The 13,725-nt window shown below is 51.2% G+C and carries 13 protein-coding genes; 3 read left to right on the forward strand and 10 right to left on the reverse strand.

Annotation, left to right across the window (positions count from 1 at the left end; all coding sequences use genetic code 11):
* The first annotated feature begins 115 nt into the window (after positions 1–115).
* Positions 116–1,291 carry a THUMP domain-containing class I SAM-dependent RNA methyltransferase gene (locus GU926_RS00705; RefSeq protein WP_160688055.1) on the forward strand — a complete coding sequence of 392 codons (1,176 nt, stop codon included), beginning with the start codon at positions 116–118 and terminating at the stop codon, positions 1,289–1,291.
* A gap of 107 nt (positions 1,292–1,398) precedes the next feature.
* On the opposite strand, the gene GU926_RS00710 is transcribed toward GU926_RS00705, so the two are convergent.
* From GU926_RS00710 to GU926_RS00750, 9 genes are all read right to left on the reverse strand, one after another.
* Complete coding sequence (locus GU926_RS00710) at positions 1,399–2,274, reverse strand: phosphatase PAP2 family protein (RefSeq protein WP_160688057.1); 876 nt, start codon at positions 2,272–2,274, stop codon at positions 1,399–1,401.
* 26 nt (positions 2,275–2,300) lie between these two features.
* The gene (locus tag GU926_RS00715; RefSeq protein ID WP_160688059.1) at positions 2,301–3,512 is read right to left on the reverse strand and encodes a DUF3570 domain-containing protein; all 1,212 of its coding nucleotides are present in this window, start codon (positions 3,510–3,512) and stop codon (positions 2,301–2,303) included.
* Positions 3,513–3,524: 12 nt separating this feature from the next.
* A complete protein-coding gene (locus GU926_RS00720; RefSeq protein ID WP_160688061.1) occupies positions 3,525–3,752 on the reverse strand; it encodes a DUF4266 domain-containing protein in 228 nt (75 codons plus the stop codon).
* Entirely contained in the window at positions 3,749–4,708 is a 960-nt protein-coding gene (locus GU926_RS00725; RefSeq protein WP_394350772.1) for an FAD:protein FMN transferase, read from the reverse strand. The genes GU926_RS00720 and GU926_RS00725 overlap by 4 nt, the downstream gene beginning before the upstream one ends.
* Complete coding sequence (locus GU926_RS00730; protein WP_160688063.1) at positions 4,709–5,137, reverse strand: thioredoxin family protein; 429 nt, start codon at positions 5,135–5,137, stop codon at positions 4,709–4,711.
* Between the two features lie 155 nt (positions 5,138–5,292).
* Positions 5,293–6,114, reverse strand: a complete 822-nt coding sequence (locus GU926_RS00735) for a DUF4349 domain-containing protein (protein WP_160688065.1) — start codon at positions 6,112–6,114, stop codon at positions 5,293–5,295.
* A 206-nt stretch (positions 6,115–6,320) separates the two neighbouring features.
* Entirely contained in the window at positions 6,321–7,625 is a 1,305-nt protein-coding gene (gene murA / locus GU926_RS00740; RefSeq protein WP_160688067.1) for a UDP-N-acetylglucosamine 1-carboxyvinyltransferase, read from the reverse strand.
* A gap of 6 nt (positions 7,626–7,631) precedes the next feature.
* Positions 7,632–8,288, reverse strand: coding sequence for a DUF4290 domain-containing protein (locus tag GU926_RS00745; RefSeq protein WP_160688069.1), 657 nt, complete (start codon positions 8,286–8,288; stop codon positions 7,632–7,634).
* A 182-nt stretch (positions 8,289–8,470) separates the two neighbouring features.
* Positions 8,471–10,711: an ATP-dependent helicase gene (locus GU926_RS00750; RefSeq protein ID WP_160688071.1), complete on the reverse strand. Its 2,241-nt coding sequence runs from the start codon at positions 10,709–10,711 to the stop codon at positions 8,471–8,473.
* Positions 10,712–11,019: 308 nt separating this feature from the next.
* Here GU926_RS00750 and GU926_RS00755 point away from each other — a divergent pair, with 308 nt between their 5' ends.
* Both GU926_RS00755 and GU926_RS00760 read left to right on the forward strand, forming a co-directional pair.
* Positions 11,020–11,418 (forward strand): STAS/SEC14 domain-containing protein, encoded by a 399-nt coding sequence (locus GU926_RS00755; protein ID WP_160688073.1) that lies wholly within the window; start codon positions 11,020–11,022, stop codon positions 11,416–11,418.
* Positions 11,419–11,552: 134 nt separating this feature from the next.
* Positions 11,553–12,128 carry a DUF3109 family protein gene (locus tag GU926_RS00760; protein WP_160688075.1) on the forward strand — a complete coding sequence of 192 codons (576 nt, stop codon included), beginning with the start codon at positions 11,553–11,555 and terminating at the stop codon, positions 12,126–12,128.
* A 148-nt stretch (positions 12,129–12,276) separates the two neighbouring features.
* Here GU926_RS00760 and accC read toward each other — a convergent pair whose 3' ends face one another.
* Positions 12,277–13,620: an acetyl-CoA carboxylase biotin carboxylase subunit gene (gene accC / locus GU926_RS00765; RefSeq protein ID WP_160688077.1), complete on the reverse strand. Its 1,344-nt coding sequence runs from the start codon at positions 13,618–13,620 to the stop codon at positions 12,277–12,279.
* Positions 13,621–13,725 lie beyond the last annotated feature (105 nt).

Raw genomic sequence — 13,725 nt, forward strand, 5'->3', positions numbered from 1 at the left:
TTATCTTTCCCCAACGGCAATGGCTGCCATGGAGAAGGCGGCAGAATGGGCTTTTTTTCTGAACTTGCAGGCTGTAAACCGTAAATTCCTTTCACCTTCATTTAACAAATCCACTATGGCCGCACCTACCAAACCCGTCAACTTTAACATGACTGCCACCACACTGGCCGGCCTGGAGGAAGTGCTGGCGCAGGAACTAACAGACCTGGGGGCCAAGTTTGTGAAAGTGGGAGTGCGGGCCGTGACCTTTTCCGGTGACCAGCGCCTGTTGTACAACGCCAACCTATGGTGCCGCACCGCCATCAGAATCTTAAAGCCGTTTGCGCAATTCAAGGCCAGGGATGAGAAGGAGCTATACATGAAAGTGCGGGAGCAAGACTGGAGCCGTCACCTTACCGTGAACAGTACCTTCGCCATCAACGCAGTGGTGTCCAGGTCAACGTTTGAGCACTCCTTGTTTGTGTCTCAGTTGACCAAAGACGCCATTGTGGACCAGTTCAGGGATAAGACAGGCAAGCGGCCCAGCGTAGACGTGACCACCCCAGACGTGCGCATTAACCTGCACATGCATGAGAACATCGTTTCCTTGGCCCTGGATGCCTCCGGCGATTCTCTGCACCGCCGCGGGTACCGTCAGCAGACCAACGTAGCGCCATTGAATGAAGTGTTGGCCGCCGGCATTCTCATGCTGTCTGGCTGGGATAGAAAGTCGCCGTTGTATGACCCCATGTGCGGTTCTGGCACCATTCTAGCCGAAGCCGCCATGATGGCCCATAACATTGCCCCTGGCGTCTACCGCCGCGATTACGGTTTTATGCGTTGGCCAGACTATAATGCTGAGCTGTATAAAGAAGTCTACCAAGCCGCCCTGGCCCAGGAAGACCGGGACGCGGAAGTGGAAATTTTTGGCTCAGACATTGACCCAGACTTCGTGGAAGCAGCTTTCCAGAACCTGGAGTTCGCAGAATTGGATGAATACGTGCGTATTAAAGAGCTCAACTTCGCCCAGGCCACCAAGCCCGTAGACAAAGGCATTCTTGTCTTGAACCCTCCGTACGGGGAACGCATTGGCGACGACCGCGAAATGAACGACCTCTACAAAATGATAGGAGACACGCTCAAAAGCAATTTCCAGGATTGGGATGCCGCCATCTTCACTGGCAATTTGGAGGCAGCCAAGCACATCGGCTTAAAACCTTCCAGAAGAATACCCTTGTACAATGGCCCCATTGAGTGCCGTCTGTTCAAATATGAATTGTACCAAGGCAGCAGGAGAGAAGTAGCAGAGTAAACCCAGACACATGCCCTACATTAAAAGAGCCCAAAGACGGTCGTTTTTGGGCTCTTTTGGTGAAAACAGGCTAAAAACGGGCTGCCACTTTTCAATCCAAAGATTTGCTAAAAGGTAAGGGAGGCAACAAACGAGGCCGAAGACAGACCAGCCTGCGGGGCTAGCAAGAGGCGGCTTTTGCGAGCCTTCAGCTTTTGCTCCGTTAAATTATACAGAAACACTGCGCCCTTGGCGGATAGATAGCCCACGGCAGCACCGGCCATGACGTCTGTGGCCCAGTGGGCGTTGTCATTGATGCGGGAAAGTCCCACCAAGGTGGCCGTACCATAGGCCACCGGAGAAACCCAGCCATGCTCTTGGCCATACACAGAAGCTACGGAAGTGGCCATCGCAAAAGCCACCGTTGTATGCGAGGAGGGGAAGGAGGTATTGTCAGAGACTTCTTCGCCCCAGTCATAAAAATGATTCTCCCCAGTAACGCTAGGCCGATAGCGGTGCACCTGGTTTTTGACCAAGCCGGTAAAACCTCCGCTTATGAGCAAACTTCCCAGAGACACCATGCCTACCTTTTTCAAGTTAGGGTTGTTGATGGCAAAGCCAGCCAGTGCCACGGTTCCTGTAACCGGCAGTAGAAGGCTGTGCCTGCCCATTGGTTCAACGGCTTGAGCCAACATATCCATAGGCGCTGTTCTATGTTGCTGCGTAAATTTTTGCAGCGGTTCGTCTACCCATGCGTAGGTGGCCGTCCAGAGGGCCGCACTGCCCAGCACTAATCCCGTTATTTTCAGGGCAGGAGAGAACCTGGGTTGGTGAGCAAACTTTTGCGCAGCGGCCGTGTCTTGTTGTAGCCCTATAATAGGCAACGTGTCTTGAACATGCCTAGGCCCTGGATCCTGCTGTCTGGGCTGCGCATATGCCGGCAAAGCCCCACCCGAAAAAAAGGGCAGGCACATACAAAGGCAGAGCAGTTTCAGGTACTTCATGGCGGGGCACTCAAAAAGAGAATACGCTATTTAAGAGTCACGGCCAAAGAAACGGCATCTGCCACCAAGCCGGTGTCTCGGTTATAATGGTCATAGCGCAACTCCAGCGTATTGAGCTTACTGATGCCCAGAATGCCAGCCGCGGAATTGTACCGTAGGTTCACCCCGAACAGGTGGCTCACAAACTCAGACAAGTCATAGTCGCTGGTGTAGAACTCCTCTTGGGCGGTATGGGCCCGGTAGGGAGCAAAGTAGTCTGCGGCGCTCTGGCTGTAAAAACGGTAAAACGGACTTACAGACAGGAACGGCGTAAGCTTGAAGGGTAGTTCCACCTCAGCGGAGTGGCCCATGATGCCCCAGTCATCTGTGTAAAACCGATAGAACGTCTTCACCAAAATTCGGTCCGTAGCGAAGTAGTTGAGGCGCAGGCCCAGCGGTACTTTCACGCGGGTGTCTGGTAGGCGCTCTACATGCACCGAATTGTCTGTAAAGTACACGCGCTGGTAGGGCGTAGCCAGCTGCCCCGTCTGGTAGGCTAGGTCCAGTATGAGGGAGGCCTGCAGGCGTTTGTTGATGACCTGAGCAAGAGAGGCCGAGGCATTGTACGAGTTTCTGGGATTGGTTCCCTCGGCATCTGGGTTGTCCACCGGCCCCGACGGCGTCTGCAGCGTTCTCAACTCAATGGGATAAATCATGCTCCAAGAATCCAGAAAGGCGCTCAAGGACAGGCCAATTTCGCGGTTACGGTCTTTAGAGTATTTGGCAAAGTTCACGTTCACGCCCTTAGAGAAGTAGTCATACTCTGTAGAGACAGACAAGCCGGCACCTATGGAATATCCCTTCACGTCATCTTGCATGGCCCAAGAAAGAGAGGGGTAGATGCGGTTGTCTGCCGCCGAGGCCGAGGAGATGGTGGTAGGATCAATCAAGTCTGAAGAGGCCGAGCTGTAATGGTCAAAACCTACTTCTAGCCGGAAGGAGTGCAAACGATTTTTGGCGTCTCCCTTGGCCATGGTAATGTCAAAGGTGGTGGCCACGTCGGTCAGTTCCTCAGTGCCTATGCCGCCCGTCACGGCAGAATTGTTGCCGTCCTGCCGGTAATAGCTAGTGACAAAATTGATTTCCTGGGTTTTAAGCTTGCGGCTCTTGAACGTGGTGCTGTCTGGCTGGGTAGTCTGCCCGAAGGAACTGAGAATGGTTAAAAAGAACAGCGAGGCGTGAAGGTAGATTTTCTGCATATTCTTAATTGGTTAGTTGCAGCCGCAGCCGCCACCTGTTTTGCCGCCATTGGCCCCAGAGGCTCCTTCGCGGTACAGAAGAAAATTGAGCTCCGTTTTCTGGACTTTGCGCGCGTTCAAGACCATCTCGGCATCATTGAGGTACATCTTGTTGTATTCCTGCACGGTCTGGCAAGAAAAAAGGCTCCCTGCCATAAAAAGCAAAAAGAGCCTGGTAAAATTCTGAGCAGTTAGGTTCATGTGGTCAGGTGTATGTTTTTGGAGCAATGGATTTGGTCAAAGTCGTCAATAATCAGACAGGCAATGTCGCGCATTTGGTTAATAAGGTCAAGCCCTACCTGTACCCCCATCACCATCACGGGGGTGGCCATCGCATCGGCCAACTCGGCATTGGGGCAAAGAACAGTCACGCTCTTTATTCCTGTAACGGGCAAACCGGTTTTTGGATTGATGGTGTGGCTGTATTTTTTTCCGTCTATGATGGCAAACTTTTCATAGTTGCCTGAGGTGGCCACGGCCATGTTGGAGATGTTGAACCGGGAGAAGGCGTGGAGGGCAGCGTTGGGATCTGCAATGCCAATGGTCCAGGGCTGGCCGTTGGGCTGCAGGCCCCAGGCGCTCAGGTCGCCGGCGGCGTTGACTATTCCGCTCTGCACGCCCAGCTGGAGCAGGACTTGTTTGGCTTTTTCGGCGGCGTAGCCTTTGCCAATGCCCCCAAACCCGATCCGCATGCCCTTGTGGCGCAGGAAAACGCTCTTGTCTTTGGGGTTTAATACCACGTTCTGGTAATTGACCAAACGCACCGAAGCCTTGGCCACGGCCGCGCTGGGCAGGGCCGACATGTGGGGGTCAAAGTTCCAAAGGCTTTTGTCTACCCCGCCGTAGGTGATGTCAAAGGCGCCCTGGGTGAGTTCAGAGATGCGTAGGGAACGCTCAATGAGGGCATATACCTCTTCTGACGGAGTGACCGGGGCAATGCCGGCCATGGCGTTGATCTGATTGGTCTCGCTGGAATCTGCGAAGGTGGTTAAGAGGCGCTCAATGCGCTGGATCTCAGCAACGGCGGCCTCAAGCAAGGTATCTGCCTCCTGCTGAGAGGCGGCTGCTACCGTCAATTCAAACCGATTCCCCATCAGCTTCTGCACCTTCCTGTAAAGGATGGGAGCATGTACCAATGGGGAATCTGTTGAAATCACTTAGTGGATGCTTTTGAGTTGGGTTAGAAAGGCCTGGGCGTCTTTGGCTGGGAAACCTTCCCATCTTTTGAGCACCTTGCCGTCTTCATTCACTAATAACGTTAAAGGGAACACGCCGGTTTTATTGTATTGCTCGGCCAGTTTCTCGTTCAGGGCAATCTGGTCTTTGGGCAGCTGGTTTTTCTTAAGTCTTGGGAAGTCGGCGTTCACCAAAACCAGATTCTGGGCGGCGTATTCCTGAAACTCGGGGTTCTCAAAAATCTGCTTTTCCATCTTGATGCAAGGTCCGCACCAGTCAGAGCCGGAGAAATTTATCAGAATAGGAGTGTGCTTCTCATGCGACACCTTTTTGGCTTGGTCCATGCTGTGCAACCAGGCGGGTGCAGTAAAGGAAAACCAGGCGCTGACCATCATTACTAACAAGTTCATAGGAGTACGTTTGAAAGGTGGAAACTAAAGTAAAAGAATTTTATGGTTCTTTCAGTGATAAGACAAGATACATGCCAAACTGGTTCCAGGTACCTAGGGCGCCTAAATTTTGTTTTTAGCCTCTTTCCTGGAAAACAGCCCAAAAACAACCGGCCCTACACCAGCCCTTTCCTGCGCAAAAGCCAGAAACCACCCAGTATCAACCAAGCCGGCCAAAGGTAGCACATGCCTACCAGCAAGGTCAGGAACAACTGCCAACCCGTACCGAAGGCATTGTAAAAACGGGTGCCTAACCCCAGACGCTCCGTAAAGCTCATAGGTACCACCTGGTACATGTTCAGCTTAATGGTACTGTAGGCGGTCTGGTCTTTCAAGAACCTGAATCTGGCCTCTGCGCTCTCAATTTCTTCCTGTACCTGGGTGAGATGCTGCTCCACCTCCAAAATATCTGGAATGTTTTTGGCCTGGTCCAGCAGGGTTCTATATCTGGCTTCTACGGCTCGTTTGGCCTTGATTCTGGCCTGCACGTCTACATAGGCGGCAGCTACGTCCTCAGCGCCCAGGTTCCGGAAGTCCAGGTTCACGCTTTCTTTCTGCAACTGCTCCAACAGCGGCAAAAAATGCTCAGGTTGCACCCTGATGACCAAGTCTGTAGACACTTCGTCTTCCTGGCTGTTTTGCGTGGTGTTGGAGATAAGGCCATTGGCTTTCTTAACGGCTTCTTCTATGCGCAGCATGCTGGCGGCAAGGTCTTTTACCTGAAACTTTATCTCTGCTTCTTTGATGAGCATTTGCGCTGGAGATTTCTCTGTAGATGGCTCAACTACTTTGTCTTCGCTAGAAGAAGTGGCATCTTCTGCAGGAGCCATCTCCGCCTCTGGGGCAAATGAAGATTCCTTGGAAGGTTCACAGCTGTTCATCAAGAAGGCGGTGCCGCAAACTTGTAGAAAGAGCAAAGGGTTTTTCAGGGTTTTCATAGCTGTCAGGTTTTGCCCTTAATCCTTTCAGCCCCAGGAAGGTAACCCAATAGGCAAGAACAATAAACAGAAGCACTTCTTCGTTTTAGGGCTCTTTTCCAGAAAACACTCTAAAAACGGTTGTGATTGAATGTCAATGGTATGTAAATAAAAAGAGGAAGCTTGTAGGGCTTCCTCTTTTTATTTACATACCATAGAATGACTGGTTAAATACGCGTGATGGAAGCACCAATGGCGTTCAGGCGGCCGTCAATGTTCTGGTAGCCACGGTCAATCTGCTCAATGTTATGGATGACGCTGCGGCCTTCGGCAGACAGGGCAGCCAATAGCAAGGCAACCCCCGCTCTGATGTCTGGCGATGTCATGTCAATGCCACGCAACGGCACTTGCTTGTTCTGGCCAATCACGGTGGCACGGTGCGGATCACAAAGAATAATTTGCGCGCCCATGTCAATGAGTTTGTCCACGAAGAACAAGCGGCTCTCAAACATCTTCTGATGGATCAAAACCGTTCCTTTAGCCTGGGTGGCTACTACCAGCGCCACGCTCAACAAGTCTGGCGTGAAGCCTGGCCAGGTATGGTCAGAAACGGTAAGGATGGAGCCGTCAATGTAGGTGTCAATTTCATAGCTGTCCTGCGCCGGAATAAAGATATCATCGCCCCGGAACTCCATGTTGATGCCCAATCTGCGGAACGTGTCTGGTATCAAACCAAGTTCTCTGATCTGCGCGTCTTTGATGGTAATCTCAGAACCAGTCATGCCTGCCAGGCCAATGAAAGAGCCAATCTCAATCATGTCTGGGAGCATGCGGTGCTCGGTGCCTCCCAGTTTCTCCACGCCCTCAATGATGAGCATGTTAGAACCAATGCCGGAGATTTTAGCGCCCATACGGTTGAGCATCTTGCAGAGTTGCTGCAGATACGGCTCACAGGCGGCGTTGTAGATGGTGGTAATGCCTTCGGCTAACACGGCGGCCATGGCCAGGTTGGCGGTTCCAGTCACGGAAGCCTCATCCAAAAGCATGTACGTGCCTTTCAGGTGCTTACCCTCCAGATGGTAGAAGCTGTCCTGCGCGTCATACTTGAAGGTGGCGCCCAGTTTCTCGAACCCGATGAAGTGGGTATCCAGTCTTCTTCTTCCAATCTTGTCACCGCCGGGTTTGGGCAGCTTGGCCATGCCAAAACGGGCCAACAAAGGTCCCATGATCATGACAGAACCTCTAATGGCGCGTGCCTGCTCTATGAAAGACTGCGTGGAAAGGTAATCCAGGTTTACATCCTGGGCTTTAAACGTGTAGGTATCTGGCGCATTCTGCTCCACCTGTACGCCCATGTCGCGCAACAGCTCAATGAGTTTGTTGACGTCCCGGATGTTGGGAATATTAGAAATAACCACAGGCTCAGACGTTAAGAGCACTGCGCAAAGAATCTGTAAGGCCTCGTTCTTCGCCCCTTGCGGGATAATCTCGCCGTTTAATGGGCGGCCACCCAATACTTCAAAAGAAGCCATGCGTACTTATTTATTCTTGTGTCTGTTGTTCTGATACTTGTTCTGCTGCCCGCCTTTGTTCTTCTGGTTGCTGCTGCTGCTGTTGCTAGGTCCCTGCGGGGTTTTGATGGTGCTGTCAAACAGGCCTCCTTTTTCCACCAGGGCCGTGTCCAGGTCCAGCTGTCCTTTGGACAGGTCTCTCATGTTCTCCAGAATGACCATGTCAGACACGCTGTCTTTGTTGTAGGTGCGGTACAACACCTTCATGAGCTTGCCCACTGAGATGATGGCGGCCTCTTTCTCTACCGGGTCTTGAATCTGGGTGGCCTTTTCAATGAGGCTTTCCAGGTTAGAACCATAGTGCATGTACTTGGGCGTGTTCTTAGGGTAGTCTACGCGCTGGGGTTTATCATTGAGATACTCCATGGCGCTCAAGGTGAACGGTGCGTCTACATCCAGTTGCCCGTCGGCCATCACGTACAAATGGTTCCAGAGGGTCTGCTGCGCATCCTGAATGTCTTTCACGTTCGGGTTGAGCCTGCCCATGAGGTTGACCAACAGCTGTGCCAACTGCGTGCGCTTGGTACGGTCTTCTACGGTTAAGATGTACTGCACAATGTTCTGGACGTTGCGGCCGTACTCTCTCAATAAAAGCTCTTGTTTAAATGTAGAACTGGCTACCATATAGATGGGATGAATTGCTTAGTCAAAATTAGGAATTAATATTAGATGCTAGACACTAGATGCTAGACTTTAGACTTCAATGTTGAAGGAATAACAATATAATTTTGTTTTTGGCTTGTTTTCTAGAAAACAAGCCAAAAACAAAATTGAGAATCTAGCTACTAACGTCTAGAATCTAATATCTAAGAAGCGTGCACCTTGAGCTTGGCGAAACTCAAAAGCAGGGTTTTCTCACCCACGCCCTCAAATTCAATGATGGCCTTGGTAGAGTTGCCCTGGGTGTCCATTTTGGTGACCGTGCCAAACCCGAATTTAGGGTGCTCTACGCGCATACCGGCCTGCAGGTTAGAAGTATCGCTGGGCGTGAAGTCAGCCGAAGGCGTATAATTGGGCGCAACGGTAGGTTTTTTGGCCGGCGTGATGAGCTGACTTACCGGGGTTTTGCGCTGCAACACCTTCTCAAACGGGCCACGCTCATCGCCGAACTTGAAGTTAAGGTAGGTAGGATCAATCTCGTCCACAAAACGGCTTTTTTCAGCGCTGCGCAGGTTGCCCCACTGGTAGCGGCTGGTAGCGTAGGAGAGGGTCAGCTTCTTTTCGGCGCGGGTGATGGCCACGTAGAACAGACGGCGTTCCTCTTCCAGGTCAGCGCGCGAAGAAAGCATCATCTGGCTCGGGAACAGGTTTTCTTCCATGCCCACAATGAACACGTTCCTAAACTCCAGACCCTTCGCCGAGTGAATGGTCATCATGGTCACGTATTCGCCTTCTTCCTCTTTCTTGGTGTCTGCATCCGTCAACAAGGCAATGTCTTGCAAGAAGGCTGGTAGGCTCTTGTCTTCTTTTTCAGGGTCATCCACAAACTCTTTGATGGCGTTCAGAAGCTCCTGGATGTTCTCGTAGCGGGCCAGGCCTTCCACGGTCTTATCAGCGTACAAATCATCTACCAGACCCGAATGCTTGGCAATGTAGGTGGCGGCCTCAAAGGCGTCCTTTTGCTGGGCTACCACGGCAAAGCTCTTGATCTTGGTCGCGAACTCGTCAATGGCCACGCCGGCACGGCCCATGCCCAACTGCGTGGCATGGCTCACCACTTCCCAGATGCTGTGGTTGGTGTCATTGGCCGTCACAATGAGTTTCTCTACCGTGGTGTCACCAATACCGCGTTTTGGGTAGTTGATGATGCGGCGCAAGGCCTGCTCGTCATTGTGGTTGATGGAAAGCCGCAGGTAGGAAATCAAATCCTTAATCTCTTTCCGCTGGTAGAACGACAAGCCGCCCACAATACGGTACTTGATGTTCATCTTGCGTAAGGCCTCTTCCATGGCCCTTGACTGGGCGTTGGTGCGGTACAAGATGGCGAAGTCCTCATAAGAGAGGTGCTGGTTCATCTTCTCCTCAAAGATGGCGTGCGCCACCAGTTTGCCTTCCTCATTGTCTGAGCTGGCTTTGATGACGTCTACCAGATTACCTTCTTCGTTCTCAGAGAAAACGTCCTTGCGCAGCTGCGCTTTATTGTTCTTGATGACAGAGTTAGCCGCTTTTACAATGTGCTGGGTAGAGCGGTAATTCTGCTCCAGCTTGAATACGGCCAGCTCTGGATAGTCACGCTCAAAGTTGAGAATGTTGGTAATGTCCGCACCCCTGAACGCATAGATACTTTGGGCATCATCACCCACCACGCAGATGTTCCTGTCTTTGGCGGCAAGTTTTCTGGTGATAAGGTACTGGCTGTAGTTGGTATCCTGATACTCATCTACCATCACGTACTTGAAGATGTTCTGGTATTTGTTCAGGACATCCACGTGATCTCTGAAGAGCACGTTTGTGTTGAACAGCAAATCGTCAAAGTCCATGGCACCGGCCTTAAAGCAACGCTCCTGGTAGGTTTTGAAAATCTGGCCAATCTTCGGTCTTAAGGCCGCCTCATCGTCTGCCTGAATAGAAGCATCCCGCAGGTACTGCGCCACTGATATGAGTTTGTTCTTCGCCCCAGAGATTCGGCCCAGCACCACGTTTGGTTTGTAGAGCTTGTCGTCTAGGTTCATCTCCTTCACAATGTTTCTGATGAGCGTCTTGGAGTCATCAGAATCATAGATGGTGAAGTGGCTAGGGTAACCTATTTTGGTGGCCTCGGCGCGCAGAATACGGGAGAAAACGGAGTGAAACGTACCCATCCAGAGGTTCTTCGCCTCAGGGCCTACCACTTTCTCAATACGGCCGCGCATCTCTTTGGCGGCGCGGTTGGTAAAGGTGAGGGACAAGATATTGAACGGGTCCACGCCCTTCTCCAGCAAATGCGCAATGCGGTAGGTGAGTACCCGGGTTTTGCCGGAGCCCGCACCGGCAATGATCATACAAGGGCCTTCAGTATTTAAAACAGCGGCGCGCTGTGACTCATTTAGGAGTTTAAGATAATCCATGCTCACAAGTATTCTTTCTGTCTGGGAGAACACAAAATTACGGATAAAAGCTCACAATCTTTGGTGATTGGCTAAGGTCTTTAGCAGAAAGGGAATTAACCCATGCTTTGGGCCTTCTCTTGGTAGTTTTGGCTTGGGTTGACTAGGGGCAATCCTATGAGTGACGCAATGCCTTTACCTGTCATGCTACGAAGGAACGAAGGTTATTAAAAAAAACTTAGCAGATTTCGTGTTTGTACATCTAATCGATATTTTTACGGAGTGATCAGATACGTGAAAGGCAATTTTGCCAGTTCGGGGGAACCACTATGATTTATTTTGAAGACGACATCATTTCCATCCAGTATAACGAGGCGCATGAGCTGGTATACACAGAATGGCGTGATTTTGCCAACAGTGAGGAATACCGGAGCATCCTGAATCTTTACTTGCAGCTGGTGCAGGAGAAATCCGTGACCAGATGGATTGGCAACAATACCAAAGCCAAGGCCATCCGGCCGGCAGATCAGGAGTGGACCGCCAGAGAATGGGCCCTTCAGTTTGCCCAGGCAGGGCAGGTGCGCCGCATGGCCGTGGTGGTGGCCGAGGACATTTTCAACAAGATGGCGGTAGAGAACATGTTCATTCAGAGTGCCGGTCTCATTCCCTTTGACACCAGGTATTTCCAGAACGTGCCAGACGCTGAGGCGTGGGTTTTGGAGGTATAAGCCGTTTTTGGCCTATTTTCTGGAAAGCAGCCCAAAAACGGCTGCTTTTTCTTTTTGCCTCAGCCACCCGCGCCTAGGTTTGCGGCCGAACTTAATTACCGGTACTTTTGTACTCCTGCTGAAATTGATTTGTAATGATAGTACTACAGAATACCGTCCTTTCTGACGACCTGAAAGATAAGTTCTTCGTCTGCAACCTGGACAAGTGCAAAGGGGCCTGCTGCGTGGAAGGTGATTTGGGCGCTCCTTTGGAGAAGGAGGAACTTTCCATCCTATCTGAAGTCTACGATCATGTGAAGCCCTACATGTCTGCCGAAGGAGTGAAGGCCATTGAGGAGCAGGGCTTGTACGTGGAAGATTTTGAGGGCGATTACAGCACCACCACCATTGGGGACCGCGAATGCGCCTACGCCATCTATGATGAGAACCTCACCCTCAAGTGCGCCATTGAACAGGCCTACCTGGAAGGAAAAATATCCTGGAAGAAACCCATCTCCTGCCATCTGTACCCTATCAGGATCACCAAATATGATGGGTTTGAAGCCCTGAATTATGATCGTTGGGAAATCTGCAACCCTGCCTGTTCCTTCGGGGCAGAATTAGGCGTGCCGGTCTACAAATTTCTGCGCGAACCGTTGATTAGAAGATACGGCGAAGAATGGTTCAACGAGCTGGATGCCATGGTGGCCAATGAAGCCTTGGCCAAGTAGTTTTCTATGTTAAGTTGTCTAATCGTTTTTGGCCTGATTCCCAGAAAACAAACCAAAAACGATTCTTAAACAGACTTATTTAAATGCCCTTAAAAGAAAAGGCCCTGCTATACTAGCAGGGCCTTTTCTTTTAAGGGGTTGTTCAGAATTACAACTTGGTGAAGTCGTAGCTGTCTAGGTAGCTGGTCGTGAACTCACCAGACTTGAATCCTTCATCATCCATCATGGCTAAGTGGAATGGAATGGTGGTTTTTACGCCCTCAATCACAAACTCACTCAAAGCCCGCTTCATCTTCACAATCGCCTCTTCGCGCGTTTGGGCGCTTACAATCAGTTTGGCAATCATGGAGTCATAGTTGGCTGGAATGGTGTAGCCCGCATACACGTGCGTATCTACGCGCACGCCGTGGCCGCCAGGTATGTGCAGAACGTTGATTTTGCCTGGGCTTGGGCGGAAGCCTGCCTTCGGGTCCTCTGCGTTGATGCGGCACTCAATGGCATGCATCTGCGGATAATAGTTCTTACCAGAGATTGGAATACCGGCGGCTACTTTGATTTGTTCTTTGATCAAGTCATAGTTCACCACTTCTTCCGTGATAGGATGCTCCACCTGAATACGGGTGTTCATCTCCATGAAGTAGAAGTCCTTGTGCTTGTCTACCAGGAACTCAATAGTACCCACACCTTCATAGTTGATGGCGGCGGCACCGGCAATGGCGGCTTGGCCCATGCGCTCACGCAGGTCCTCATCAATGAACGGCGAAGGCGTTTCCTCAATCAATTTCTGGTGACGGCGCTGGATAGAACAGTCACGCTCAGAGAGGTGACATACCGTTCCAAACTGGTCGCCTACAATCTGGATTTCAATGTGACGGGGCTCCTCCACAAATTTCTCCAGGTACATGCCATCGTTCCCGAAAGCTGCCTTGGCTTCCTGACGGGCGTCGTTCCAGGCTTTGTCAAACTCGTCCTCAGACTTGATAATGCGCATACCGCGTCCACCACCACCAGCGGTGGCCTTGATGATGACCGGGTATTTGATTTTGGCGGCTAGTTTCTTGCCTTGCTCGGCAGAGGACAAAAGACCTTCAGAACCAGGAATGGTAGGCACGCCGGCCTTCTTCATGTACTCCTTGGCAGACGACTTGTCGCCCATGGAGTTGATCATTTCTGGGGCCGCGCCAATGAACTTAATGCCGTTTTCAGCACAGATTCTGGAGAACTCCGCGTTTTCTGAAAGGAAACCGTAGCCCGGGTGAATGGCGTCGGCGTTGGTGATTTCTGCCGCGGCGATCAGGTTGGGGATGTTCAGGTAAGACTGGGCGCTAGGGGCGGGGCCAATACATACTGCCTCATCCGCGAAGCGTACGTGCAAGCTCTCCTTGTCTGCGGTAGAGTAAACGGCTACCGTCTTAATGCCCATCTCTTTGCAGGTACGAATGATCCGCAACGCAATCTCGCCCCGGTTAGCGATTAGTATCTTTTTAAACATTGTTGTCTAATTTGGAGATTTGAAGATTTGGAGATGTGAAGATGCAATGAAGAAAAAGGAGACACGGTTAAGCATCTCCATTCTCAAATCATCTCATTTTCAAAT

Source organism: Nibribacter ruber (assembly GCF_009913235.1).
Classification (GTDB): Bacteria; Bacteroidota; Bacteroidia; order Cytophagales; family Hymenobacteraceae; genus Nibribacter; species Nibribacter ruber.

What these genes read in the sequence shown, in the direction of transcription:
- GU926_RS00750 (WP_160688071.1), bottom strand. Translation starts at nt 10,711, where the DNA reads ATGGATTATCTTAAACTCCTAAATGAGTCACAGCGCGCCGCTGTTTTA.
- GU926_RS00735 (WP_160688065.1), bottom strand. Translation starts at nt 6,114, where the DNA reads ATGAAAACCCTGAAAAACCCTTTGCTCTTTCTACAAGTTTGCGGCACC.
- accC (WP_160688077.1), bottom strand. Translation starts at nt 13,620, where the DNA reads ATGTTTAAAAAGATACTAATCGCTAACCGGGGCGAGATTGCGTTGCGG.
- murA (WP_160688067.1), bottom strand. Translation starts at nt 7,625, where the DNA reads ATGGCTTCTTTTGAAGTATTGGGTGGCCGCCCATTAAACGGCGAGATT.
- GU926_RS00755 (WP_160688073.1), top strand. Translation starts at nt 11,020, where the DNA reads ATGATTTATTTTGAAGACGACATCATTTCCATCCAGTATAACGAGGCG.
- GU926_RS00715 (WP_160688059.1), bottom strand. Translation starts at nt 3,512, where the DNA reads ATGCAGAAAATCTACCTTCACGCCTCGCTGTTCTTTTTAACCATTCTC.
- GU926_RS00730 (WP_160688063.1), bottom strand. Translation starts at nt 5,137, where the DNA reads ATGAACTTGTTAGTAATGATGGTCAGCGCCTGGTTTTCCTTTACTGCA.
- GU926_RS00760 (WP_160688075.1), top strand. Translation starts at nt 11,553, where the DNA reads ATGATAGTACTACAGAATACCGTCCTTTCTGACGACCTGAAAGATAAG.
- GU926_RS00745 (WP_160688069.1), bottom strand. Translation starts at nt 8,288, where the DNA reads ATGGTAGCCAGTTCTACATTTAAACAAGAGCTTTTATTGAGAGAGTAC.
- GU926_RS00705 (WP_160688055.1), top strand. Translation starts at nt 116, where the DNA reads ATGGCCGCACCTACCAAACCCGTCAACTTTAACATGACTGCCACCACA.
- GU926_RS00720 (WP_160688061.1), bottom strand. Translation starts at nt 3,752, where the DNA reads ATGAACCTAACTGCTCAGAATTTTACCAGGCTCTTTTTGCTTTTTATG.
- GU926_RS00710 (WP_160688057.1), bottom strand. Translation starts at nt 2,274, where the DNA reads ATGAAGTACCTGAAACTGCTCTGCCTTTGTATGTGCCTGCCCTTTTTT.